Source organism: Streptomyces sp. JB150 (assembly GCF_011193355.1).
In the GTDB taxonomy this organism is placed as follows: domain Bacteria; phylum Actinomycetota; class Actinomycetes; order Streptomycetales; family Streptomycetaceae; genus Streptomyces.
In genome coordinates this window covers 2,544,139-2,568,491 of the sequence record NZ_CP049780.1, presented here as the reverse complement: position 1 = coordinate 2,568,491, position 24,353 = coordinate 2,544,139, and the positions used below count along the sequence as shown (strand labels likewise).

Sequence of the window (24,353 nt, the reverse complement as noted above, 5' to 3'; positions counted from 1 at the left end):
GCGGACGCCGCGGGGCGGACGCCACCGGGCGAGGCCTGACGGGCGCCGCGGGGTGACGAGGGGCGGGCTCCGCGCGCGGCGATGCGGGGCGGACCCCGAGGGGCGCCGCGCGGCGGGCCCCCGTGACCGGGGGCCAAAGGGCCGTACGGCACCCCCGGGCGCGCGGGGCTCACGGGCGTTCGCTACTTTTGGGACCGTGGACAAGAAGAACGCCCTGCGCGCCGGCGCCCTGGCCGCCGGTACGACGCTGATGATGCTGCTCATGTCGTCTCCCGCGAGCGCGCTGACCCGCGACGACGGTGACGACCCCGGCTCGGGCCTGAGCGTCATCGAGACGCTGGGCCTCTTCGTGATCGCCCCGCTCGTGATCTTCGCGGTCATCACCGGCCTGGTGATGGTCCTGGACCGGTCGCAGGAGAAGCACCGGGTGACCACGAAGAACATCCAGACCAAGGCCACGGCCCAGTAGGCACGTTCCGCCGAGGGCGCCGGCTCGCCCGTCGTACGTACGCGGTCCCGTGTGCGTACGCGTCGTCCCGTACGGGGGCGAGACCGGCGCCCTCGGCGTGTCCGCGTGCCGGCGGCGGCCTCAGGGGCCCGGCTCGGTCAGGTACCGCTGGAGCGTGGGGGACAGCCACGCGACGATCTCCTCGCGGCTCAGCCCCGCGGCGGGCGGAAGGCGCAGCACGTACCGGGTGAGCGCGAGCCCGAGCAGCTGGGACGCGACGAGCGCGGCGCGGACGGGCGCCTGCTCGGGGTCCGGGCAGAACCGGCGGGCGAACGGCAGCAGCTGCTCCCGGAAGACGCCGTGGAGCCGCTCCGTTCCCGCCTGGTGGGCGACGCCCACCCGCAGGAGGGCGGTCAGCACCTCGTTGCCCTCCCACACGTCGAGGAAGTGGTCCGCCGCGGCCCGGCCGACCTCGGCACCGGCGACCCCGGCCAGGTCGGGCAGGCGCAGATCGACGGCGACGGCCGCCGCGAACAGGCCCTCCTTGTTGCCGTAGTAGCGCATCACCATCGACGGGTCGATGCCCGCGTCCCGGGCGATGGCCCGGATGGTGGCGCGGTCGTAGCCGTCGGAGGCGAAACGCTCGCGGGCGGCGTCGAGGATGGCGGTGCGGGTGGCGTCGGAGCGGCGCGCCCGGGGGCTGTCGGGGCTGTCGGTCATGCCGACGAGGCTATGTCAACGCGTGTTGGCCAACAAGCGTTGACCGTCCACCGCCGCACGCCCTACGGTGGACGACGAGGGTGGCCAACACGTGTTGACCAACAGGCGTTGACCCACGCGTGTCGACCGCCATGCGCCGGCTTCCGGGAGGCCCCATGAACGGCACCACGAGCACCGCAGCCTCGGTCATCGTCGTGGGCTCCGGCCCCACCGGCCTCCTGCTCGCCGGTGACCTCGCCACCGCGGGCGTCCCCGTCACCGTCCTAGAGAAGCGCCCCCGCCGGACCAGCAACCTGACGCGCGCGTTCGCCGTGCACGCCCGCACCCTCGAACAGCTCGACGCCCGCGGCCTCGCCGACGAACTGGAGGCCGCCGGCCGCCCGGTGGACCGGCTGCGCCTGTTCGGCGGCCTCACCGTCGGCTTCGACTCCCTCCCCACCCGCTTCCGGCACCTGCTGGTCGTCCCGCAGTACGAGGTGGAGAAGGCGCTGGAGCGGCGGGCGGTGGCGGCGGGGGCCGAGTTGCGCCACGAGACGGAGGTGACCGGGCTGACCCAGGACGCGAGCGGCGTGACCGTCGAGGTGAGGACCGCGGACGGCCGGACCGGGACGCTGCGCGCGGCGTACGCCGTCGGCGCGGACGGCCTGCGCAGCGCCGTACGGCAGGCCGTCGGACTGCCCTTCCCCGGCCGCTCGGTGATCCGCTCGATCGTCCTCGCGGACGTCCGGCTCGACCCGCGGCACGCGGACCTGATGACCGCGAACGCCGTCGGCGACGCCTTCGCGCTCGTCGTCCCCTTCGGCGACGGCTACCACCGGGTCGCCGCCTGGGACCGCCGCCGCGACGTCCCCGACGACACCCCCGTCGACCTGGACGAGATCCGGGGGATCGTACGCCGCGCGCTGGGCGGCGACCTCGGGATGCGCGACCCCCGCTGGCTGTCCCGCTTCCACAGCGACGAACGCCAGGCGCCCACCTACCGCGTCGGCCGGGTCTTCCTCGCCGGGGACGCCGCGCACGTGCACAGCCCGGCGGGCGGCCAGGGCATGAACACGGGCCTCCAGGACGCGGCCAACCTGAGCTGGAAACTGGCCCAGGTGCTGCACGGCCACGCCGCCCCGGACCTCCTCGACACCTATGACACCGAGCGCCACCCCGTCGGCAGGGCGGTGCTGCGCAGCAGCGGCGGCATCCTGCGCCTCGCCATGGCCAGGCGCCCGGCGGCCCTCGTCCTGCGCGCCCTCACGACCGCCTTCGCCGGCTTCTCCGGCCCGGTCCGCCGCAGGGCCGTCGCCCAGATCTCCGGCATCGGCTACCGCTACCCGGCCCCCCGCGGCGCCCACCCCCTGACCGGCAGGCGGGTCCCCGACCTCCGCTTCGCCGACGGCACCCGCCTCTACGAGGCCCTGCGCGGCGGCCGGTTCGTCCTCGTCACCCCCGGGGGTCACGACGCGGGCGACACCCGCGAGGACCGCCTGGTCACGGCCCGCTGGGCGAGCAGCCGTCGCACCGTCCTCCTGGTCCGCCCCGACGGCTACGCGGCCTGGGCGGCGGAGTCGGCGGACGGGGCGGAAGTGGAGGCGGCGCTGAGGGCGCACGTGGGCGGCACGGATCCGGAGGTGCCGGGGGCGCACGGGGGCAGCGCTGGTCCCGTGGTGCCGGGGGCGCACGGGGGCGGCCCCGGCCCGGCGGCGCTGTCCTAGACGGTCGCCGCCAGCAGCCGTCGCAGCAGGTCCGCCAGGTGGCGGGCCTGTTCGTCGGTGAGGGCGGCCAGGGCCTCCGTCTGGGTGGCGACACCCGCGCCGACGGCCTCCTCGATGAGGGCGAGGCCCTCGTCGGTGAGGGTGACCTGCAGGCCGCGGCGGTCGTGCGGGTCGGGGGAGCGGCGCAGCAGACCGGCGCGCTCCAGTTTGTCGAGGCGGCCGGTCATGCCGCCGGTGGTGAGCATCAGGGTGGCGGACAGCTGCCGGGGGGAGAGGGTGTACGGCTCGCCGGCCCGGCGCAGCGTCGCGAGGACGTCGAACTCGCCGCGGGAGATGCCGAAGCGGGCGTACGCCTTCTCCGTACGGTCGCCCATCGCGCGCGAGAGCCGGTAAATGCGGCCGAAGACCTCCATCGCGCGGGTGTCGAGGTCGGGGCGTACGGCCGCCCACTGCTCGATGATCGCGTCCACCGCGTCGGGGGCGGGCTGGTCCGGGGCGGTCGGCGGGCTCTGCGTCATGGCAGGAGTATCCGCGCGAGATGGGTCGGCCGCAAGAAAGTAGCTTTACGGACACTTGCTTAGCGCTAAGCTAATCACTGCCAAGCTGATGGTGCCAAGCCGTTCGCGCAGGCCACCTCAACGCAGCGGCCACCTCAACGCCTCGAAGGGGTCCGCCATGAAGCGCTCCGCCACCGTCCTGCTCACCGCCCTCGCCCCCGTCTCCTGGGGCACCACCTACGCCGTCACCACCGAGTTCCTGCCCCCGGACCGCCCCCTGTTCACCGCCCTGGCGCGCGCCCTGCCCGCCGGGCTGCTGCTCCTCGCCCTCGCCCGGGTGCTGCCGCGCGGCCTGTGGTGGGGCAAGGCGGCGGTGCTCGGCGCGCTCAACATCGGCGCGTTCTTCCCGCTGCTGTTCCTCTCGGCGTACCGGCTGCCCGGCGGGCTCGCCGCGGTCGTCGGCTCGGTGGGGCCGCTGTTCGTCATCGGGCTCTCGGCCCTGCTGCTGGGTCAGCGGGCCACCCTGAGGGCCGTGCTCGCCGCGATCGCCGCCGCGTGCGGGGTCAGCCTCGTGGTCCTGAAGGCGGCCGGCGCCCTGGACACCCTCGGCGTGCTGGCCGCGCTCGGCTCGACCCTCTCCATGTCCGCCGGGACCGTGCTCACCAAGCGCTGGGGCCGCCCCGACGGCGTCGGACCGCTCGCGCTCACCGGCTGGCAGCTGACCGCCGGCGGGCTGATCATCGCTCCCGTCGCCTTCCTCGTCGAGGGCGCGCCGCCCGCCCTGGACGCGCCCGCCGTCGGCGGCTACCTCTACCTCTCCCTCGCCAACACCGCGCTCGCCTACTGGCTCTGGTTCCACGGCATCGGCGGGCTCACCGCCACCCAGGTCACCTTCCTCGGGCCGCTGTCCCCGCTCACCGCCGCCGTCGTCGGCTGGGCCGCGCTCGGGCAGGCGCTGACCCCGCTGCAACTGGGGGGCATGGCGCTCGCCTTCGGCGCGACGGTGGCGGGACAGCTCGCGCCGCGCGCGAAAGCGCCGGAGGCGGCTTCGCGAGTGGCCACCGGATCGTTCAGTTCTGAGGAAAGGAACGGTCGAGAAGATTCGATGGACGTGACGGGTTCCGCGTTGCGACGGTAGATCCACCGATCTCCCCGGCCACCGAAAGGACCTCCGTGGCACCCGTCCTGCACAGGACCACCACCCCCCGCACCCACCCCCCGCACCCACCCCCACGTCACCTCCGCTTCGTCGTCCTCGCGTCCTTCCTCGGCGTCGCCGTCTACAGCACCCTCGTCAACCAGGCCGCGACCACGTCGCCGCGGCCGTGCGCAGGGGCGCACAGGAGGCACCGGCGGTGGGAAGGGTGCTGCGGGCGCTGCGGGAGGCGGCGGGGCGTTGACCCCTCCTCCCGTGGCGATCAAGATGGCGCGTCGGGGACCGGACCCGACCGGACCAGCGCGAGGGGAAGCCGTGCCCACACCGAGTGATCCCGCCGTTCTCTACCCCGAGGTCGCGGCCCGCGGCAGCCTCGCCGCGGCGCTTCGGGCCGAGGCGGAGCGCCGTCCCGGTCACGGCGGCGTTCCCTTCAGGGCGTCGGACCACCAGCCCCTGCTGCACGCGACGGCCGAGAGCCTCCTGCCGCACCGCGCACCGCTGGAGATCAGCGCGTCGCGGCACGAGCGGCGGTGGTCGATCCGCGGTACGGAGCCGTTCCAGGGCATGCCCCTGGTCGACGGCGGGACAGCGGACCTGGCGCAGCTCGCCGCCGCCGCACGCGCCTGGCACGACGGGACCGCGCTGGACGGCATCCGCAGGGCGGCGCCCTTCGTGCACCTGACCGGACGGATCGAGACGCCCGACCCGGATCCCGCGCTGATGGCGGAATCCGAGTGGCAGGGCCTGCGCCGGCAGGCGGAGGAACTGGAGTACGTCTGGCGGGACACCCACCGGGCCCTGATCGAGGCGGCGTACGCCCAGCCGGCGCTGCGCGCCCTCTATCCGTTCACCAGCCACTGGGCGCTGCGCTTCTCGGTCACGACCCGCCCGGACCTGACCGTCGTCGGACCGCATCTGGCGGCCCGCAGCGACGGCCGGTACGGGGTGGGGAGGAGCATGGCCTCCCCGGACCTCGGCGTGTTCGCCACCGCGCGGGAGGCCGTGGCAGTGGCCGTGCGGCATCTGCCGTCGGGGCTCGGCCCGGTCAGGCTCGGCGGGTGACCCCGGCCGTCAGGCCCTCTCCCTCACCACCTGGATCCCGAAGCCGTACGACCCCAGGGCCTTGGCGATGGCGAGGAACAGCAGGCTGTAGTGCTCCTGTCCGCGGGCCGTGGTGATGCCGCCGAGGTCGAGGAGGGAGCCCTCCGGCCAGCCCAGGTCGCGCAGGAGGCCGAGGACCGTGCGCTTGGCGTCCGCGTCGTCACCGGAGAGGAAGAGGGTGGAGGGGCCCTCGACCGAGCCGGGCGCGATCATCAGCTCGCTGTCGACGGTGCAGAGGGACTTGACGACCCGGGTCGCCGGGAAGGTCCGCTGGATCTCCTCGCCCAGGCTCTCCCCGAGGTGCGACAGGTCGCCGCCCCCGGTGAACCCGACGGCGACGTCCAGCAGCACCTTCCCGGCCAGCGCGTCCGCTCCCACGGACGTCAGCAGCTCCACCGAGGCGGTGCCCGGTGTCGCGTTGACCACGACCGGCGCGTCGGCCACGGCCGAGGCGAGGTCCGTCACCGGCAGGCCCCCGGCGCGCGGCCGGGCCTCCTCGGGCTTGCGGGAACCGAGGACGACGTCATGACCGGCCCGCAGCCAGCCCTGGGCGAGGTGGCGGCCCACCGTGCCCGTTCCGAGAATGGCGATCTTCATGCCCTCGACGGTAGGGCGCCGGTACGCGGGTGCGCGTCCCTCCGCGGAGGGGTTCGCCGTACCCCCTTGGCCGTACCCCGTGAGTCCTAGGCCCGGTGGGGGCGCCCGGTGCGGCACCGGGCGCCCCCACCCGCGTACTGCGGGACGCTACTGGGCGGCGCCCGCCGCCGCGTCCGCCGCCTGGGCCCTCAGGGCGCGTTCGACGCCCGCCCGGGACTCCGAGACCAGCCGGCGCAGTGCCGCGCCCGGCCCGGCGGAGGCGAGCCAGGCGTCCGTCTTGTCCAGCGTCTCGCGGGAGATCTGGACCGACGGGTACAGGCCGACGGCGATCTGCTGGGCCATCTCGTGGGAGCGGGACTCCCACACGTCCTTGACCACCTCGAAGAACCGGTCCGCGTACGGCGCGAGCAGCTCACGCTGGTCGGTCTGGACGAAGCCGGAGATCACCGCCTCCTGCACGGCGTTCGGCAGCTTGTCCGACTCCACGACCGACGCCCAGGCCTCTGCCTTCGCCTCGGCCGTCGGGCGGGCGGCGCGGGCCGTGGCGGCGTGCCGCTCGCCCGCCGCCGTCCTGTCCCGCTCGTACTCGGCGGCGATCTCCGCCTCGTCGTAGCGGCCCACCGCGGCCAGCCGCTGCACGAACGCCCAGCGCAGCTCGGTGTCCACGACCAGGCCCTCGACCGACTGCGTGCCGTCCAGCAGGCCCTCCAGGAGGTCCAGCTGCTCCGGCGTGCGGGCCGTCGCCGCGAACGCCCGCGCCCAGGCCAGCTGGTGGTCGCCGCCCGGCGCGGCGGACCGCAGGTGGGCCAGCGTCGCCTCGGTCCAGCGGGCGAGCAGCGTCTCGCGGGCGGCCGGGTCGGCGTACAGGTCGATCGCCAGCTTCACCTGGCGGTGCAGCGACTGCACCACGCCGATGTCGGACTCCTTGCCGATGCCGGACAGCACCAGGGACAGGTAGTCGCGGGTCGCCAGCTCCCCGTCGCGCGTCATGTCCCACGCCGACGCCCAGCACAGCGCGCGCGGCAGGGACTGCGCGAAGTCGCCCAGGTGCTCGGTGACGGTCCGCAGCGACGCCTCGTCCAGCCGGACCTTCGCGTACGACAGGTCGTCGTCGTTGAGCAGCACGACGGCCGGCCGGCGCTTGCCCACCAGCTGCGGTACGTCCGTCAGTTCCCCGTCGACGTCCAGCTCGACGCGCTCGGTGCGCACCAGCTTGCCGGACGCCTCGTCGAGGTCGTACAGGCCGACCGCGATGCGGTGCGGGCGCAGCGTCGGCTCGCCCTTCGCGCCCGCGGGCAGCGCCGGGGCCTCCTGCCGGATGCCGAAGGAGGTGATGACCCCGGCGCCGTCCTCCTGGTCCGTCTCGATCTCGGGGCGCAGGATGTTGATGCCCGCCGTCTCCAGCCACTTGCGCGACCAGGTCTTCAGGTCGCGGCCGGAGGTCTCCTCCAGCGCGCCCAGCAGGTCCGACAGGCGGGTGTTGCCGAACGCGTGCCGCTTGAAGTACGCCTGCACGCCGCGGAAGAACTCGTCCTCGCCGACGTACGCCACCAGCTGCTTCAGCACGCTCGCGCCCTTGGCGTACGTGATGCCGTCGAAGTTGACGAGCACGTCGTCCAGGTCGCGGATGTCCGCCATGATCGGGTGCGTGGACGGCAGCTGGTCCTGCCGGTACGCCCACGTCTTCATCGAGTTCGCGAACGTGGTCCACGAGTGCGGCCAGCGCGAGCCGGGCGCCGCGGCCTGGCAGGCGATCGACGTGTAGGTGGCGAACGACTCGTTCAGCCACAGGTCGTTCCACCACTCCATGGTGACCAGGTCGCCGAACCACATGTGGGCCAGCTCGTGCAGGATGGTCTCCGCGCGCACCTCGTACGCCGCGTCCGTCACCTTCGAGCGGAACACGTACTGGTCGCGGATGGTCACCGCGCCCGCGTTCTCCATCGCGCCCGCGTTGAACTCCGGCACGAACAGCTGGTCGTACTTCTCGAACGGGTACGCGTAGTCGAACTTCTCCTGGAACCACTCGAAGCCCTGCCGGGTCACCTCGAAGATGGCGTCCGCGTCGAGGAACTCGGCGAGCGACGGGCGGCAGTAGATGCCGAGCGGGACGGACTGCCCGTCCTTCTCGTACACGCTGTGCACGCTGTGGTACGGGCCCGCGATGAGCGCGGTGATGTACGTGGAGATGCGCGGCGTCGGCGCGAACTCCCAGACGTTGTCCTTCGGCTCCGGCGTCGGCGAGTTCGAGATCACCGTCCAGCCCTCCGGCGCCCGCACGGTGAACCGGAACGTGGCCTTCAGGTCCGGCTGCTCGAACGAGGCGAAGACCCGGCGGGCGTCCGGCACCTCGAACTGGGTGTACAGGTACGCCTGGTCGTCGACCGGGTCGACGAACCGGTGCAGGCCCTCACCGGTGTTGGTGTACGCGCAGTCGGCGACGACCCGCAGGACGTTGCGGCCCTCCAGCAGGCGGGGCAGGGCGATCCGGGAGTCCGCGAAGACCTCGGCCGGGTCGAGCGAGTCACCGTTGAGGGTCACCTCGTGGACGGCCGGGGCCACCAGGTCGATGAACGACTCCGCACCGTTCTCCGCGACATCGAAGCGCACCGTGGTCGCGGACCGGAACGTCCCGCCCTCCTGCGCCCCGGAGAGGTCGAGATCGATCTCGTACGAGTCAACGGTGAGCAGCTTCGCCCGCTGCTGCGCCTCTTCGCGAGTCAGGTTTGTGCCAGGCACGCGGTCATCTCCTCGATATGTGTGGGTTGCGCCATCCTTCCACGGGACCCGCACAGAACGCGATGTCCGTATCCCGCCGGTCGACGGGTCCGCCGCGCAGGACCCTGGGGCCATGACCACGTACACCGCACAGCCCGTCCCGCCGGACGTCCTGAAGGAGCTGCGCTCCACCGACGACGCCGGGCGCCCGATGGTCCCCGTGACCGACGAGGAGGGCGGCGCCCCGCTGCGCTGCTGCCTGCGCCGCAGCACCGCCGGCGAGACCATCGCCCTGGTCTCCTACGCCCCGCTGCGCCGCTGGGCGGCCCGCACGGGCGCCGACCCCGGCGCCTACGACGAGCAGGGCCCCGTCTTCGTCCACGCCGCCGACTGCCCCGGCCCCGAGGGTGACGGCCTGCCCTTCACGAACTCCCACCGCGTGCTGCGCCGCTACTCCGCCGACGGCCGCATCCTCGGCGGGCACCTGGTCACCCCGCCCGAGTCCTTCGAGGACGCCCTCGCGCAGGCGTACGCCGATCCCGAGGTGGCGCTCGTGCACGTGCGGGCCGTGGAGTACGGGTGCTTCCTGTACGAGGTGCGGCGGCCGTAGGGGCAAGGGGTGCGGCGGCCGTAGGGGGTGCGGGGCGCGGCGGCCGTAGGGGGACCACGGGGGCCCGCCGCACCGCTCGCCGCCCGCCTCAGTCCCGGCCCTCCGCCACCTCCTCCCTCAGTCCCGGCCCTCCGCCACCGCCCGCGCGAACGCCCGCACCGGCTCCGTCTCCCGGTCGCGGTGCCACACCACGGCCAGCGCCGAGTCGGGCAGGTCGTCGACCGGGACGTAGGCGACGTCCTCGCGGTGATGGTGGGCGGCCGTCGGCAGGCACAGCAGCAGGGCGGCGCGGCCGGTCGCGACCCGGGTCAGGCCCTCCTGGAGGGTGGTCACCGCCGGACCGGCGACGGGGCCGGGCGCCTGGGCCGCGCGCCAGTAGGCCGGGGCCGGCGCGGCGGCCGTGACCAGGGGCACCGAGGCCAGGTCGGCGGCGCGCACCGAGGAGCGGGCGGCGAGCGGGTGCCGCGCGGACACGGCGACGGTCAGGCGCCGGCGCGAGAAGACCGGGCCCCGGACCAGGTCCGGCTCCTCGACCGGCAGCAGGACGACCGCGGCGTCCACCGAACCGTCGCGCACCGCGCCGAACGGATCCGCGAACGGGATCTCCACCAGCTCGGCCGCGCACCCCGGACGGTCCCGCTCGAACGCGGCGACCGCATCGATCAGCCGCGCGTTCGCCGTCCCCTGGAAGCCCACCCGCAGCGTGCCGGTGACACCGCGGGCCGCCGCGCGGGCACCGTCCACGGCCGAGCGCAGCGCGTCGTACGCCGGGCGCAGCTCACCGAGCAGGCGTTCACCCAGCGGGGTGAGCGCCACCCGGCGGCTGGACCGGTGGACCAGGCGGGCGCCGATCCGCCGCTCCAGGGAGCGCAGCAGCTGACTCACCCGGGACTGCGAGACGTACAGCCGCTCCCCGGTCCGCCCGAAGTGCAGCTCCTCCGCGAGCACCAGGAAGCACTCCAGCTCCCGCAGCTCCGCTCCCGACGCCACGACCGCCCCCTCACCTCGATGTATGAGCCCCGCTCATGGAAGGCTGAGCGCTTCGCCGTTGTTCCGGGCGCGCACCCGCAAAAGGGTGGAGACATGTCCTCCACCACCACGCGCGGCGGCCGCGCCGCCCCGGAAGCGGTCCGCCGTCCCTGGGCGGCCGTCCTGGCCCTGGCCGCCGCCACCTTCGCCGTCGTCACCACCGAGATGCTGCCGGTCGGCCTGCTCACCTCGCTCGCCGCCGGCCTGGACGTCTCCGCGGGCACCGCCGGACTCGCCCTCACCCTGCCCGGCCTGCTCGCGGCGCTCGCCGCCCCGCTGCTGCCGGTCGCCGTACGCCGCGCCGACCGGCGGACCGTGCTGAGCGCCCTGCTGCTCCTGCTCGCGGCGGCCGACCTGCTCTCCGCGCTCGCCCCGCACATCGCCGTGCTGCTGCTCGCCCGCGCCGTCGTCGGGGTGTGCATCGGCGGGGTGTGGGCGGTCGCCGCGGGACTGGGCGCCCGGCTGGTGCCCGGCCCCGCCGCCGGGCGGGCCACCGCGCTCGTGTTCAGCGGCATCGCGGTCGCCTCCGTGCTCGGCGTCCCGGCCGGCACCTACCTGGGCGCGCTGGCCGGCTGGCGGTGGGCGTTCGCCGCGCTCACCGCCCTCGCCCTGGCCGTCGCGGCCCTGCTGGCGGTGGCGCTGCCCCCGCTGCCCGCCGAGCGGCCCGTCCGGCTCGGCGCCTTCCCCGAGCTGCTGCGCACCCCGGCGGTGGCGCGCGGGCTGACCGCGATCGCGCTGCTGGTCACCGGCCACTTCGCGGCGTACACCTATGTCCGCCCGGTGCTGGAGCGGGTGCCGGGCACCGGCCCCGGCCTGATCAGCGTCCTGCTGCTCGGCTACGGCCTCGCGGGCATCGCCGGGACCTTCGCGGGCGGCGCGCTCGCGGCCCGCGCCCCGCGCCGGGCGCTGCCCGCGATCGCCGCCGCGCTCGGCACGGTCGTGGCGCTGCTCGTCCCGGCGGGCGGCTCGCTGCCCGCGTCGGCGGCGTTGCTGACCCTGTGGGGCCTCGTCTACGGCGGTGTCTCGGTGACCGCCCAGACCTGGCTGTCGGCCGCCGCGCCGGGCGCCCGCGAGGCGGCCTCCGCGCTGTTCGCGGGGGTGTTCAACGGCGCCATCGCGTTCGGCGCGTTCCTCGGCGGCCGGGTCGCCGACGGGCCCGGTGCCACCGCCGTACTGGTGCTGGGGGCGGTGCCGGCGCTGCTCGCGGCGGCCGCCGCCGGGTACGCGAGAGGGGCGGCCGCCGATGCCCGGTGACCGCCCCCGCCGCCGCGCCGCGGCGTCGTCTACTGCTCGCGCTTGGTGGTCAGCTCCGCCGCCACCAGCTCCGCGATCTGCACCGCGTTCAGGGCCGCGCCCTTGCGCAGGTTGTCGTTGGAGACGAAGAAGGCCAGCCCGTTCTCCACCGTCTCGTCACGGCGGATACGGCCGACGTACGACGGGTCCTGGCCGGCCGCCTGCAGCGGGGTCGGCACCTCGGTGAGCGCGACGCCGGGGGCGCCGGCCAGCAGCTCCTTGGCGCGCTCGACGCTGATCGGACGGGCGAAACGGGCGTTGACCTGCAGGGAGTGCCCGGTGAAGACGGGGACGCGCACGCAGGTGCCGGAGACCTTCAGGCCGGGGATCTCCAGGATCTTGCGCGACTCGTTGCGGAGCTTCTGCTCCTCGTCGGTCTCGTTCAGGCCGTCGTCGACGATGGAGCCGGCCAGCGGCAGCACGTTGTACGCGATCGGCGCGACGTACTTGTTCGGCGCCGGGTACTCGGCGGCCGAGCCGTCGTGGGTGAGCTTGGGGGCGTCCGCGCCGACCTTCTGGACCTGCTCGAACAGCTCGTCGACACCCGCGAGGCCGGAACCGGACACGGCCTGGTAGGTGGCCACCACCAGGGCCTCGAGCCCCGCCTCCGCGTGCAGCGGCTTCAGCACCGGCATCGCGGCCATCGTGGTGCAGTTCGGGTTGGCGATGATGCCCTTGGGGCGGTTGGCGACCGCGTGCGGGTTGACTTCGGAGACCACCAGCGGGACCTCGGGGTCGCGCCGCCAGGCGGACGAGTTGTCGATCACGACCGCGCCCTGGGCGGCGACCTTCTCGGCCAGCGCCTTGGAGGTGGCCCCGCCCGCGGAGAACAGCACGATGTCCAGGCCGGTGTAGTCGGCCGTGGACGCGTCCTCCACCGTGATCCCGTCGAGGACCGTCCCCGCCGAGCGGGCCGAGGCGAACAGACGCAGCTCGTCGACCGGGAAGTCCCGCTCGGCGAGGATCCTGCGCATGACCGTGCCGACCTGGCCGGTGGCTCCGACGATTCCTACCTTCACGGGGACTCCTCTGGGTGGCGTGGCTGTGACGTGCCCGGGCGTCCGGGCCCCTTCCATCATGCGGGGGACCCCGGCAGGTGTGTCCAATCCTTTGCCCGAGGCGCGGACGATCACTCCAGGTCAGCGGCGTCCCGGGGCCTCTCGCGGCCCCGGTCGCGGGCCCGCAGAAATCCGTCCGGGACGGGGCGCGGACCGCAAGCTCTGCCGACGCGGCCTGCGGCGAACGGGGATTCGTCCGCCCCGCGGGCGCGGGCGCGCCCGGCCCGCCGGCGGCGCGCGCATGTGAGCGGCGTCCTGGTTTCGGCGCCGGTGTGACGTACGACACCGCCTCTTCCTTCCCCGCGCCGCCGAACGTTTCCGCCGCCCTCCGCGTCATAGGGGAAACGCGGCGAGGAGAGGGGTGGCTGTGCTGCGCAGAATGGCCCGCCGCGGCCAGGGGGCGGACCGGGGGGACCGGGGTGTCCGGGGCGACCACGGTGCCGACGACCCGCTGGACGCGGCCCAGGAACGACGGGTGCGGGCGGTGCTCGCGCTGGGCGGGGTGCCGCAGGCGGACCTGCCGGACGGGGTGCAGCAGGTCCGCCTGCGGCTGCTGGAACGCGCCGCGAGCGGACGGGAGGCGCCGCGGGACGTCTCCGCGTGGGCGGCGGTCGTCGCCTCCAACCTCGCCGTGGACTGGCACCGCGCCAAACGCCGCCAGGAACGCGTCGGCGAACGCCTCGCCCAGCTGCGGCACCCGGAGCACCCGTCCGGCGAGGACACCAGCGTGCTGTCCGTCGCCGTCGCCCAGGGCCTGGACGAGCTGCCCGCCGCCCAGCGGCAGGTGGTCGTGCTCCGGTTCTACGCCGACCTGCCGGTGCGCTCCATCGCCGCGGAACTGGGCATCCCGGAGGGCACGGTCAAGAGCAGGCTGCACACGGCGGTCCGGGCCCTGCGCGCCCGGCTGCACGAGGACGAGGTGGTGTGACGTGACCGTCGAACACGACGGGCCGGGCGGCTACGACCGCGACGACCCCCTGATGGCCGTCCTCACCGGCGATCCCCTGCCCGACGCCGCCCGCACGGACCCCGCCCTGCTGGCCGCGTACCGCTCCGCCGAGGCGGACGTGGCCCTGCTGCGGGAACAGCTGGGCATCATCGCGCACGCCCTGACCGAGCCGGAAACGGAGCCGGGGCCGCAATCGGAGCCGGGGCCCGCCTCCCGTGCGCCGGCCCGCCCCGAGACCGTACCCGCGCCCGCGCCCGCGCCGCGGCCCTCGCGGCAGCCCTCACGGCGGACCCTGCGCCGGGTGCGCAACGGTCTCGGGCTCGCCGCCGCCCTCGCCGTCTTCCTGGGGATGGGATGGCTGGTCGTCCGGGCGGGGCAGGGTGTCGACGACGCGGCGAGCGGCGCGGCCGACAAGGGGGCCGGGAGCGCGCAGAAGTCGCTGGGGCCGCTCGGGTCGCCCGCCTATCTCGCCTGCACCCGGCTGCTGGTGGAGGGCACGGTGACCGGCGTGGCCCCGGGGCCGCGCGGCGGCGAGGAGCGCGTCACCGTGGACGTGATCCGGTCCTACCGGCCCGCCGGCGCCACCGGTGGCGAGGCCACCTTCGTCACGGGCGACGCACCCGCCTTCGGCGCCCCCCGCAGCCTGCGCGAGGGCGACCACGTGCTGGTCGCCGTCCCGCGCCGGGGCGAGGCGGCCGACCTGTGGTTCGTCGGCGAGGAGGACATCGCCCCGCAGCGGCGCGCCATCGCCGAGGCTCTGCCGCGGGCGCGCTCCACCACCTGCCCGTGAGGACCGGCCCATGAGAAAGGGGCGGGCGCCCGCAACGGACGCCCGCCCCGAGGTCGTGCCGGTGTTACGGCGTGACCTTCTCGATCTTCACGCTGCCCACGCCCGCGACCGTGCCGCGCGCGTTGACCAGCTGGACCTGGCCGAAGAACTCGCGGCCCTCGGGCGCGGCCGCGGCGGCGGTGACGCTGCCGGAGACCGTCGCCGAGGCACCCGTGCCGAGCTTCACCGGCGCGGAGTCGTCGACCGTGACGGAGCCGAGCGCGCTGGAGAAGAACACGTCCAGGTAGTCGTAGGCGGTGGAACCGGCGGGCACCGAGTAGCCGATGACCTCGACGGTGTACGTGCCGGCGGCCGGCTTGGCCACGGACACCGACTCCTCCGAGTCACCGTCGGCGGAGCTGCCGACCTGGGTGCCGGCCGCGTTCTTCACGACCAGGTCGAGGTCCGCGGCGGCGTCGGAGACGTTGCCGATGGTGACGTCCAGCGACTGCGCGCCCTCGGGCACCTGGACCGTGGTGGTCTGGGTGACCCCGTTGGCGATGGTCGGGCGGGCCGTCTTGGAGGAGCCCAGCGGGCCGCCGACCAGCTTGCCCTCCAGGGCGGCGTACTTGTTGGTCACCTTCCAGGCGGCGGCGGCCGGGGTGCCGACCTTGGCCTCGGGCACGGTGACGGTCTGCGGGTCGAAGGCCGCGCCGAGCACGGTGACGTCCAGCTTGTACGGGTTGTCGAGCAGCGGCGACGTACGGCGCGACTCGACCTCGATCTCCCAGACACCCGGCTGCGGGTTCGGGTACGACCGCACGTCCGGGCGGCAGGTGTTGGCCGGGTTGGTGTAGTTCGCGTAGCAGTTGACCGTCGACGTCGGGTCGGACGGGACGCCGTACGGGTGGATGGCGATGAACCGGGTCTGGCTCTTGTCCTTCAGCCCGCCCAGCGCGACCTCCAGCGACGTCGCGCCCTCGGGCACGGTCACGAAGTACGACTTGTGGCTGTTGCGCTGCACCGAGCCGGACGCCGTGTAGGTGTACGTCAGCGGCGCGGCGACCACGACCGTGTGGAGGACCTGCTTGTCGATGCCCTCGGTGCGCGGGTCGTCGACCTCGAGGATCGCGCTCTTGATGCCGGGGGACTTCGGCGCGGCCTGCACCTTGACGGTGACCGGCTGGTTGAGCGGCAGGTTCACCTCGTCGGAGCCGACGATGCGGAAGGTGCCGCCCGCGTTGTTCTCCAGGTGCAGCTCGTGCCGGACGGCGCGGTCGGCACCGGAGGTGCGGGTCAGGGTGATCTCGTACGTCTTCTTCTGGCCGGCCTTCAGACCGCCCTCGCGGTCGTAGAGGCCGGTGCCGAAGCCCGGCGTCTTCAAGAACTGGTCGATCGCGGTGTCGACCGGCGCCTTGACGGTGTACTCGTGGGCCTTCGCGCCGTCCAGGACGGAGTCCCAGGCGTCGACGACGTTGATCAGGCCCGCGCCCTCCTCGTGGGCCTGGGTGCCCGGGATGTGGTCGGCGGTCGAGGTGAGCGCCGTGCGCAGCTTCGCCGGCGGCAGCTCGATGCCCTTGCGCTTGGCGGCGGACAGCAGCAGCGCGGCGGCGCCGGTGGCCTGCGGGGAGGCCATCGAGGTGCCCTGGAGCATGGAGTAGCCGGGCGGCAGGCTGTAGCCGGCCTCGGCGACCGGGCCGCCGGGCGACCAGGTCTGCGTGGTGTTGATCGCCGCGCCGGGCGCGGACAGGGTCGGCGTGAAGCCGCCGTCCTCACGCGGACCGCGCGAGGAGAACGGCATCATCGCGTAGTCCTTCCTCACCGCGGAGCCGTAGTTGGCGGCCCAGGTCTCCCTGGAGATGGTCGCGCCGACCGAGATGACCTTGTCGGAGAGGGCGGGGTCGCCGATGGTGTTGGTGCCGGGGCCGGAGTTGCCCGCGGAGATCACCAGCTGGACGCCGTACTCGTCGATCAGGCGGGTGTAGAGCGCCGAGCGGGCGTTGTTGCCGTCGTTCAGCGCCGGCAGGCCGCCGATCGACATGTTGACGATGTCGACGCCGCGGTTGACGACGAGGTCGATCATGCCCTCGGTGAGCGCCACGTTGGTGCAGCCGCCGCTCCAGGTGCAGGCGCGCGAGGAGACCAGCTTGGCGCCGGGCGCCGCGCCGTTCATCTCGCCGCCGAACAGGCCGTTGGCGGCGGTGATGCCGGCCACGTGGGTGCCGTGCGAGCCCTCGATGACACCGATGCTGACGTAGTCGGCCTTGGCGCCGGAGGCGTTGTAGACGACGTCCTTGCGGATCTCGACGACGAACGGGATGCGCTCGGCGATCTCGGTCGCCGGGTTGTCGGTGCCGAAGTAGCCGACCTGGAAGCCGTCCTTGTACGGCTTCATCGCCTCGTCGTCGGTGAAGTCGAGGTCGTCGTTCAGGTCGACGCGGACGGTGCCGGCGGCGGCGTCGTAGAGCACGCCCCAGACGTCCGTGGTGTCGCCGTCGCGGTTCAGGTCGCCGGCCATGTCGCCACCCGTGGTGGCGGACTCGGAGAAGTAGTTGAACCGGTAGGCGCCCTCGGGGGCCTTGAAGGTCTCCGTGCCGAGGGCGGAGGTGGTGATGGAGAAGGCGGGACCGGCCACCGAGGTGGTCATCCGGCGCCAGGTGTTGTCCCCGTCGGCGACCGGGTCGGTCGCCGTCACCCAGTCGACGATCTTGCGCTCGCCGGTCGTGGTCTTCTGCAGCGCCGGGTGACCGAGGTCGACGCCGGAGTCCAGGATGCCGATGGTGACGCCGCGCCCGTCCGCCTTCGGGTGGTCCTCGACGAACTCGACGGCGCCCGTCTCGAAGGACGGGTTGTACGGGTTCTCGGCGGGCGTGTCCTTGCCGGGGGCCGGGTAGCTCCCGGTGGCGCTCGTGCCCTTCGCGCCGCGCGCGTTCGGCGACGGGTCCTCCAGCGGGATCTCCTCGCGCAGGTCGATGGCCTGCACGGAGGACAGCTTCACCGCGGCGGCGATCGCCGCGTCGGCCTTGCCGGTGGGGACGGTCGCCCGGACGTAGCCGAGCTTGTCGTACGTACGGCCCACGAGACCGCCGTCGACGGAGTCCAGCTGCTTCGCGACCTGCTCGGTCTGTCCGGGCGCGGTGGCGACCATCATGGTCACGCTCTTGTCGCCGTCGGCCTTGGCCTCGGCGAGCAGGTCGGCGTCGTCGGAGCCGAGCTTGTCGTGGGCGGACTTGACGTCCGGGTCGGCCGCCGCGGCCGGCGCGGCCGGGTCCGCGGCGAAGGCCAGGGGTATCGGCCCGGCCGCGGAGAGCGCGGCCACCAGACCGGCGGCCACGGCGATACGGGCCACGCGTCTGGCGCCCGGTATCGGATCGCTCTGGGGGGTGTGGGTCATCGGCATCCCTTACAGGTGAGGGAACGAGCGTTGTCGCTTGTCGTCCGGAATGCGACACCGGACGACCGCTCAGCTTTACCCAAGGGACCGATGTTTGGGGAAGGTTGACCGAAACGATATGGATGTATGGGGAAAACCCGCGATGGGTTATGGGTGTTTCGTACCCGATCGCGGCAACTCGCCCGCCCCTCAGGCGTCCTTCGTCCGGGCGTAGTGCCGGGACGCCTTGGCGCGGTTTCCGCACACGGCCATCGAGCACCAGCGGCGCGTGCCGTTGCGTGACGTGTCGAGGAAGTGCAGCACGCAGGCCTCGTGGGCGCAGCGGCGGACGCGGTCCGGCGCGGTGGCGAGCAGCGTGAGGTAGTCGCGGGCGGCGAGCCAGCCCGGCCCCCAGGAGGCGTCCGCGAACTCGGCCTCCTCGCCCGGTCCCGCCTCGGTGAGGGTGGCCCGGATCCGCCCGTGCGCGAGGACCGCGTCCACGGCCGCGGCGCCGGCCGCGAGCGAGCCGTCCACCGCCGCCAGCAGGGCGTCGCGTGCCCGCAGGGTGTGGCGCAGGGTGTCCGCGTCGGCGGTGAACCGCCCGTCGAGCCCGTTGGCCGCGAGCCAGACCGCCAGTCCTTCCGTGCCGTCGAGCAGGTCGCGCGGGGTGCCGTCCTGGACCCAGCGGGTGTTGAGCAGGTCGAGGGCGAGCGGCTCGCCGGTCAGCGGGCGGGGATCGCGGGCGGTGGGCATCGGCGGCCTCCTTCGGCACTAACCCCTCAAGCTTAAATCACCGGTTGCACTCGCCCTGTCTAACCTCTAATGTCATTCACAGGGGTTAGAAAAACGCAGCCCCGTCCGTGTCTGCTGAAGGGGACAGTCATGACCTTGCGCACCGGCCACGTCGGCCTGAACGTCACCGACATCGGCCGCTCGCTCGCCTTCTACCGGGACCTCCTGGGCTTCCGGCTGCTGGCCGAGGGCAAGGAGGAAGGCCGGCGGTTCGCACTCCTCGGCGACGGGGAGGGGCTGGCCCTCGCCCTGTGGGAGCAGGCGGAGCAGCCGTTCGCCGCCGGCCGCTCCGGGCTGCACCACCTGGCCCTGGAGGCCGGCTCGATGGAACGGGTCAGGGAGTACGAGCAGGCGCTGCGGGCGTACGGCGTGGAGTTCGCCTACGACGGTGTGGTGGCCCACCGGGAAGGCGCCGCGTCGGGCGGCATCTTCTTCCACGACCCGGACGGCATCCGTCTGGAGATCTGCGCGCCGAACGGCGCCGAAGGCGCCCCCGCACCCCACGGCTCCACTCCGGCCTGCGGGTTCTTCTGATGCCCGGCGTCTATCACGCGGGCTCGCTCGCCGTGCAGGAACGGGTCGGCGTGCGGGACCTCGCCGACCACGTCGGCCGCTCCATCGGCCCCGGCATCAAGCCGGTGGCGGCGGCCTTCCTGGAGCTCCAGCCGCTGCTGGTGGTCGGCGCGGCCGACCCGGCGGGCGGCGGCGTGTGGGCCTCGCCCCTCGCCGGCGCCCCCGGCTTCGTCCGCGCCACCGGCCCGCACGAAATCTCCGTCGCGGCCCGGCCGGCCCCGGCCGACCCGCTGGCGGCGGCCCTCGCGGTCCCCGGCACCCCCGTCGGCACCCTCGCCCTCGATCCGCGCGCCCGCCGCCGGATGCGCCTGAACGGCGTGGCCGAGCCGACCGGGCGGGGGCTCGCGGTGGCGGCGCGGCAGGTGTTCTCGAACTGTCCGAAGTACCTCCAGAAGCGGTCCTCGTACGAGGTGGTGGCGGACCGCGTGCCGCGGCCGCCGCGCCGGGGGGCCGCGCTCACCGCTCGGCAGGCGGCGTTCGTCGCGGCGGCCGACACCGCGTTCGTGGCCACCGTGCACCCGGGCGGCGCCGACGCCAGCCACCGCGGCGGGCACCCCGGCTTCCTCCGGGTCGACTCGCCGCGCGAACTGAGCTGGCGCGACTACGCGGGCAACGCCATGTTCCTCACCCTCGGCAACCTGGCCGCCGACCCGCGCGCGGGCCTGCTGATCCTGGACTGGACGACGGGCACGACGCTCCAGCTGACCGGCGAGGCGCGCACGGACTTCGAGCCGGACGGCGCCCGCGTCGTGCGCTTTCGGATCGCGGACGTCGTCGAGACCCCCGCCGCGCTTCCGCTGCGCTGGTCCGCGCCCGAGTACTCCCCGGCCAATCCGCTGCCCGCGCGCTAAGTTCGCGGGATGCGGCAGAAGCTGAGAGTGGCGGCCTACGCCATATGCGTCCGTGACGGCCAGGTCCTGCTGGCCCGCTCCCCGGCCGAGGACGGCACGCCCGAGTGGGTGCTGCCGGGCGGCGGCATGGAGCACGGTGAGGACCCGTACGACACGGTCCGCAGGGAAGTGCTGGAGGAGACCGGTTACCGCATCGAGGTGACCGGTCTCCTCGGCGTGTCCTCCTTCCGCCGCCCCCTCCCGCGCCGGGGCCTGCGCCGCCCCGTCGACCACCACTCCGTACGGCTGTTGTACGCGGGACGGGTCACCGGCGGCGAGCTGACCTTCGAGACCGGCGGCTCGACGGACATGGCCGCCTGGCACGACCTGGCTGCGGTGCCCGCACTCGTCCGGGTGCCTCTGGTGGACACCGGGCTGGACATGTGGCGCGAGCGGGGCGGCGCGGGGCCGGACGCGCACCCCCGCGGAGCTGCATGATCATGCGCGGGCTTGCATGACAATGCGAGTTGTTGCATAGTTTTGCCATGTCCAAGGTCCTCACCTCCCTCCCTGTCGGCGAGCGCGTCGGCATCGCCTTCTCCGGCGGGCTCGACACCTCGGTCGCCGTCGCCTGGATGCGCGACAAGGGCGCCATCCCGTGCACGTACACCGCCGACATCGGCCAGTACGACGAGCCCGACATCGCCTCGGTGCCCGGCCGCGCCCGGACCTACGGCGCCGAGGTCGCGCGCCTGGTCGACTGCCGCGCGGCGCTCGTCGAGGAGGGCCTGGCCGCGCTGACCTGCGGCGCGTTCCACATCCGCTCCGGCGGGCGCGCGTACTTCAACACCACGCCGCTCGGCCGCGCCGTCACCGGCACCCTGCTGGTCCGCGCCATGCTCGAGGACGACGTCCAGATCTGGGGCGACGGCTCCACCTTCAAGGGCAACGACATCGAGCGGTTCTACCGCTACGGCCTGCTCGCCAACCCGAACCTGCGGATCTACAAGCCCTGGCTCGACGCGGACTTCGTCACCGAGCTGGGCGGCCGCAAGGAGATGTCCGAGTGGCTGGTCGCCCACGGCCTGCCCTACCGGGACTCCGCGGAGAAGGCGTACTCCACCGACGCCAACATCTGGGGCGCCACCCACGAGGCCAAGACCCTGGAGCACCTGGACACCGGCATCGAGACCGTCGAGCCCATCATGGGCGTGCGGTTCTGGGACCCCGAGGTCGAGATCGCCACCGAGGACGTGACGATCGGCTTCGAGCAGGGCCGCCCGGTCACGATCAACGGCAAGGAGTTCGCCTCCGCCGTCGACCTGGTGATGGAGGCCAACGCCATCGGCGGCCGCCACGGCCTCGGCATGTCCGACCAGATCGAGAACCGCATCATCGAGGCCAAGAGCCGCGGCATCTACGAGGCACCGGGCATGGCCCTGCTGCACGCGGCCTACGAGCGCCTGGTGAACGCGATCCACAACGAGGACACCCTCGCCCAGTACCACAACGAGGGCCGCCGCCTCGGCCGGCTGATGTACGAGGGCCGCTGGCTGGACCCGCAGGCGCTGATGATCCGCGAGTCGCTCCAGCGCTGGGTCGGCGCGGCCGTCACCGGTGAGGTCACCCTCCGGTTGCGGCGCGGCGAGGACTACTCGATCCTCGACACCACGGGCCCGGCGTTCAGCTACCACCCGGACAAGCTGTCCATGGAGCGCACCGAGGACTCCGCGTTCGGCCCGGTGGACCGGATCGGCCAGCTCACCATGCGCAACCTCGACATCGCCGACTCCCGCGCCAAGCTGGAGCAGTACGCGGGCCTCGGCCTGATCGGCACCGGCAGCCCCACCATCGGCGCCTCCCAGGCCGCCGCCACCGGGCTGATCGGCACCATGCCCGCGCTGTCCGAGGGCGGCGCCGAGGCCATCGCCTCCCGCGGCGAGGTCTCCGAGGAGGACGCGCTGCTGGACCGCGCCGCGATGGAGTCCGGCACGGACTGACCCACCCCCTCACGGCCCCACGGGCCCCGGCGGACACCCTCCGCCGGGGCCCGCCGCCGTGTCCGGCCCCGGCCGTGTGCCCGGCTCGTTCCACCCCGCGTACCCCGTGAGATGAACGCGGAGTGACCCATTCCCGGCCGGCGAGGGAGCGGTCGCGGACGCGCCGGGTGGCACGAGATCCACGTACCGTGATCGGTGCTGCCCGTTGCCGCCGCGTTCACACACAGGTCATCCCCGCTGCCAAGCATCCAGAGCGAGCGGGGGGTTCGCGCGAGCGGCCGTCCGCGCCACTGCCGACGCGTTCGCACTCGGGGAGACCGCGCCATGTCGCGCACACGCTCTGTCGCCAGCTCCGCCGTCCACGAGCCGGCGGTCCACCGCCGGGCCGTCCTCGCCACCGCCGCCGCCGTGTCGCTGTCCGCGGGCGCCGGCTACGCGCTGCGGCCCACCGACAGCCGGGCGGCCACCGCCGCGCCGGCCGTGGGGGAGGCTCCGGTCGCCCTCTCCCGCAAGGCCCCGCTCGCCCCCCTCGCGCCCTACACCCGCGGCACCACCCTCGCCGGCGTCGCCGCACCCGTGGGCGGCGCGAGCGGCTACCGCCGGCTCGGTGACGGCAAGGGCTGGCCGCGCGTCGTCCGCGACGACCTGGCCGCCCCCAAGCCCGGCCGCGAGGACCGGCGTACGGCGCTCGCGGCCTTCGTCCAGCTCACCGACCTGCACCTGATCGACGCCCAGCACCCGCTGCGGCTGGAGTTCCTGCGCTCGGCCGACGTGCACGCCTGGCGCCCCCAGGAACTGCTGACCGTGCACGGCGCGGTGTCGCTCGTGGAGCGGGTCAACGCGCTGCGCGGCGCGCCCGCCACCGGCGCCCCGCTGCACTTCGCGATGACCACCGGCGACAACACCGACAACAACGCCATGACCGAGCTGGAGTGGTTCCTCACCGTGCTCAGCGGCGGCCGGATCCGCCCGGACTCCGGGGACCCGCGCCGCTACGAGGGCGTCCAGAACAGCGGCCTCGTCCAGTACTGGCAGCCGGACTCCGCCGTCCGCGACGCCGACAAGCAGCGCGGCTTCCCGCGGCTGGAGGGCTTCCTCGCCGCCGCCACCCGCGAGGTGCACAGCCCCGGCCTGAACCTGCCCTGGTACTCGACGGTCGGCAACCACGACTCCCTCCCGCTCGGCTGCTACGGCCACGGCGACCCGTACCTCAGGGACTTCGCGGTCGGCGGCAAGAAGCTCATGACCCTCTCCGCGAGCGAGGCGAAGAAGCTGCAGGACGCCATCAAGAACGCCACCGACCCGCTCGGCGTCCGCTTCCGCGACCTGCTCAAGGCGCACGCCCGCGACCTGCGCCCCGTCACCCCGGACGAGCGGCGCGCACCCTACACCGCCAAGGAGTACGTCCGGGCCCACCTCGACCCTGCGTACGCGGGCCTGGGCCCGGTCGGGCACGGCTACTCCACGGCGAACCTGGAGGCGGGCACCCAGTACTACAGCTTCCGCATCGCCGACGACGTGATCGGCATCAGCCTCGACACCACCGACCCCGGCGGCCACTACGCGGGCTCCCTCGGCGCCGGCCAACTGCGCTGGCTGGAGCGCACCCTTAGGCAGCACGCCGACTCCCACGCCGTCGTCTTCAGCCACCACACCAGCAAGACCATGAACAACACCCGTCCCGACCCGGCCCGCCCGAACGAGCGCCGCCACGACGGGGCCGACGTCCTCGCCGTCCTGGGCCGCCACCGCAACGTGCTCGCCTGGATCAACGGCCACATCCACCGCAACGAGATCACCCCGCACCCCGGTGAGGGCGGCCGCTCCTTCTGGGAGATCTCCACCGCCTCCCACGTGGACTTCCCCCAGCTCGCCCGGATCGTCGAACTCACCGACAACAAGGACGGCACGCTCTCCGTGTTCACCACCATGGTCGAGTCCGCCGCCCCCCACCGCACCGACTTCACCGACCTCTCCCAGACCGGCCTCGCCGCCCTCTACCGCGAGCTGTCCTTCAACGCCCCCGGCGCCCGCACCGACCTCGCCGGCACCACCCGGGACCGCAACACCGAACTGCTGCTGAAGAAGGGCTGACCCCGAGCGGCCGCGGGCGCGCGGGAAGAGGGGCCGCCCGGAC

At 74.0% G+C, this 24,353-nt stretch carries 21 protein-coding genes; 13 read left to right on the top strand and 8 right to left on the bottom strand.

The window, feature by feature from the left end; all coding sequences use genetic code 11:
• The first annotated feature begins 196 nt into the window (after nucleotides 1-196).
• A complete protein-coding gene (locus G7Z13_RS12140; RefSeq protein ID WP_165998634.1) occupies nucleotides 197-469 on the top strand; it encodes a hypothetical protein in 273 nt (90 codons plus the stop codon).
• Between the two features lie 120 nt (nucleotides 470-589).
• Here G7Z13_RS12140 and G7Z13_RS12135 read toward each other — a convergent pair whose 3' ends face one another.
• Nucleotides 590-1,168 carry a TetR family transcriptional regulator gene (locus tag G7Z13_RS12135; RefSeq protein WP_165998633.1) on the bottom strand — a complete coding sequence of 193 codons (579 nt, stop codon included), beginning with the start codon at nucleotides 1,166-1,168 and terminating at the stop codon, nucleotides 590-592.
• A gap of 155 nt (nucleotides 1,169-1,323) precedes the next feature.
• On the opposite strand from G7Z13_RS12135, the gene G7Z13_RS12130 reads away from it, so the two are divergent.
• Nucleotides 1,324-2,871, top strand: coding sequence for an FAD-dependent monooxygenase (locus tag G7Z13_RS12130; protein ID WP_165998631.1), 1,548 nt, complete (start codon nucleotides 1,324-1,326; stop codon nucleotides 2,869-2,871).
• Here the strand turns inward: G7Z13_RS12130 and G7Z13_RS12125 are convergent.
• Nucleotides 2,868-3,389 (bottom strand): MarR family transcriptional regulator, encoded by a 522-nt coding sequence (locus G7Z13_RS12125; protein ID WP_165998629.1) that lies wholly within the window; start codon nucleotides 3,387-3,389, stop codon nucleotides 2,868-2,870. The genes G7Z13_RS12130 and G7Z13_RS12125 overlap by 4 nt on opposite strands.
• Before the next feature lie 157 nt (nucleotides 3,390-3,546).
• On the opposite strand from G7Z13_RS12125, the gene G7Z13_RS12120 reads away from it, so the two are divergent.
• Together G7Z13_RS12120 and G7Z13_RS12115 are read left to right on the top strand one after the other, a co-directional pair.
• Nucleotides 3,547-4,506 carry an EamA family transporter gene (locus G7Z13_RS12120; protein WP_165998628.1) on the top strand — a complete coding sequence of 320 codons (960 nt, stop codon included), beginning with the start codon at nucleotides 3,547-3,549 and terminating at the stop codon, nucleotides 4,504-4,506.
• A 333-nt stretch (nucleotides 4,507-4,839) separates the two neighbouring features.
• A complete protein-coding gene (locus G7Z13_RS12115; RefSeq protein ID WP_165998626.1) occupies nucleotides 4,840-5,586 on the top strand; it encodes a DUF6193 family natural product biosynthesis protein in 747 nt (248 codons plus the stop codon).
• 9 nt (nucleotides 5,587-5,595) lie between these two features.
• Here the strand turns inward: G7Z13_RS12115 and G7Z13_RS12110 are convergent, their stop codons facing one another.
• Together G7Z13_RS12110 and pepN are read right to left on the bottom strand one after the other, a co-directional pair.
• On the bottom strand, nucleotides 5,596-6,339 hold the full coding sequence (locus tag G7Z13_RS12110; RefSeq protein ID WP_277347398.1) for an NAD(P)-binding domain-containing protein: 744 nt from the start codon (nucleotides 6,337-6,339) through the stop codon (nucleotides 5,596-5,598).
• 30 nt (nucleotides 6,340-6,369) lie between these two features.
• Nucleotides 6,370-8,961, bottom strand: coding sequence for an aminopeptidase N (pepN, locus tag G7Z13_RS12105; RefSeq protein ID WP_165998624.1), 2,592 nt, complete (start codon nucleotides 8,959-8,961; stop codon nucleotides 6,370-6,372).
• Nucleotides 8,962-9,073: 112 nt separating this feature from the next.
• Between pepN and G7Z13_RS12100 the strand changes: the two genes are divergently transcribed.
• On the top strand, nucleotides 9,074-9,550 hold the full coding sequence (locus tag G7Z13_RS12100; RefSeq protein WP_165998622.1) for a DUF1203 domain-containing protein: 477 nt from the start codon (nucleotides 9,074-9,076) through the stop codon (nucleotides 9,548-9,550).
• 117 nt (nucleotides 9,551-9,667) lie between these two features.
• Here G7Z13_RS12100 and G7Z13_RS12095 read toward each other — a convergent pair whose 3' ends face one another.
• Nucleotides 9,668-10,540 carry a LysR family transcriptional regulator gene (locus G7Z13_RS12095; RefSeq protein WP_165998621.1) on the bottom strand — a complete coding sequence of 291 codons (873 nt, stop codon included), beginning with the start codon at nucleotides 10,538-10,540 and terminating at the stop codon, nucleotides 9,668-9,670.
• 93 nt (nucleotides 10,541-10,633) lie between these two features.
• Here G7Z13_RS12095 and G7Z13_RS12090 point away from each other — a divergent pair, with 93 nt between their 5' ends.
• The gene (locus tag G7Z13_RS12090; RefSeq protein WP_165998619.1) at nucleotides 10,634-11,833 is read left to right on the top strand and encodes an MFS transporter; all 1,200 of its coding nucleotides are present in this window, start codon (nucleotides 10,634-10,636) and stop codon (nucleotides 11,831-11,833) included.
• 29 nt (nucleotides 11,834-11,862) lie between these two features.
• Here G7Z13_RS12090 and G7Z13_RS12085 read toward each other — a convergent pair whose 3' ends face one another.
• Nucleotides 11,863-12,891 carry an aspartate-semialdehyde dehydrogenase gene (locus tag G7Z13_RS12085; protein WP_165998618.1) on the bottom strand — a complete coding sequence of 343 codons (1,029 nt, stop codon included), beginning with the start codon at nucleotides 12,889-12,891 and terminating at the stop codon, nucleotides 11,863-11,865.
• Nucleotides 12,892-13,291: 400 nt separating this feature from the next.
• Between G7Z13_RS12085 and G7Z13_RS12080 the strand changes: the two genes are divergently transcribed.
• Entirely contained in the window at nucleotides 13,292-13,858 is a 567-nt protein-coding gene (locus G7Z13_RS12080; RefSeq protein WP_165998616.1) for a sigma-70 family RNA polymerase sigma factor, read from the top strand.
• A gap of 1 nt (nucleotide 13,859) precedes the next feature.
• Nucleotides 13,860-14,669 carry a hypothetical protein gene (locus tag G7Z13_RS12075; RefSeq protein WP_240926189.1) on the top strand — a complete coding sequence of 270 codons (810 nt, stop codon included), beginning with the start codon at nucleotides 13,860-13,862 and terminating at the stop codon, nucleotides 14,667-14,669.
• A 64-nt stretch (nucleotides 14,670-14,733) separates the two neighbouring features.
• Here G7Z13_RS12075 and G7Z13_RS12070 read toward each other — a convergent pair whose 3' ends face one another.
• The gene (locus G7Z13_RS12070; RefSeq protein ID WP_165998615.1) at nucleotides 14,734-18,042 is read right to left on the bottom strand and encodes a S8 family serine peptidase; all 3,309 of its coding nucleotides are present in this window, start codon (nucleotides 18,040-18,042) and stop codon (nucleotides 14,734-14,736) included.
• 189 nt (nucleotides 18,043-18,231) lie between these two features.
• Nucleotides 18,232-18,774: a CGNR zinc finger domain-containing protein gene (locus G7Z13_RS12065; protein ID WP_165998613.1), complete on the bottom strand. Its 543-nt coding sequence runs from the start codon at nucleotides 18,772-18,774 to the stop codon at nucleotides 18,232-18,234.
• Between the two features lie 129 nt (nucleotides 18,775-18,903).
• Between G7Z13_RS12065 and G7Z13_RS12060 the strand changes: the two genes are divergently transcribed.
• The 5 genes from G7Z13_RS12060 to G7Z13_RS12040 all read left to right on the top strand — a co-directional run bounded on the left by G7Z13_RS12060 (nucleotide 18,904) and on the right by G7Z13_RS12040 (nucleotide 24,310).
• The gene (locus tag G7Z13_RS12060; protein WP_165998612.1) at nucleotides 18,904-19,347 is read left to right on the top strand and encodes a VOC family protein; all 444 of its coding nucleotides are present in this window, start codon (nucleotides 18,904-18,906) and stop codon (nucleotides 19,345-19,347) included.
• Nucleotides 19,347-20,237, top strand: a complete 891-nt coding sequence (locus G7Z13_RS12055) for a pyridoxamine 5'-phosphate oxidase family protein (protein ID WP_165998610.1) — start codon at nucleotides 19,347-19,349, stop codon at nucleotides 20,235-20,237. The genes G7Z13_RS12060 and G7Z13_RS12055 overlap by 1 nt, the downstream gene beginning before the upstream one ends.
• A 9-nt stretch (nucleotides 20,238-20,246) precedes the next feature.
• Entirely contained in the window at nucleotides 20,247-20,714 is a 468-nt protein-coding gene (locus G7Z13_RS12050) for an NUDIX hydrolase (protein WP_206313056.1), read from the top strand.
• A gap of 47 nt (nucleotides 20,715-20,761) precedes the next feature.
• A complete protein-coding gene (argG, locus tag G7Z13_RS12045) occupies nucleotides 20,762-22,216 on the top strand; it encodes an argininosuccinate synthase (protein WP_165998609.1) in 1,455 nt (484 codons plus the stop codon).
• 324 nt (nucleotides 22,217-22,540) lie between these two features.
• On the top strand, nucleotides 22,541-24,310 hold the full coding sequence (locus tag G7Z13_RS12040; RefSeq protein WP_165998607.1) for a TIGR03767 family metallophosphoesterase: 1,770 nt from the start codon (nucleotides 22,541-22,543) through the stop codon (nucleotides 24,308-24,310).
• Nucleotides 24,311-24,353 lie beyond the last annotated feature (43 nt).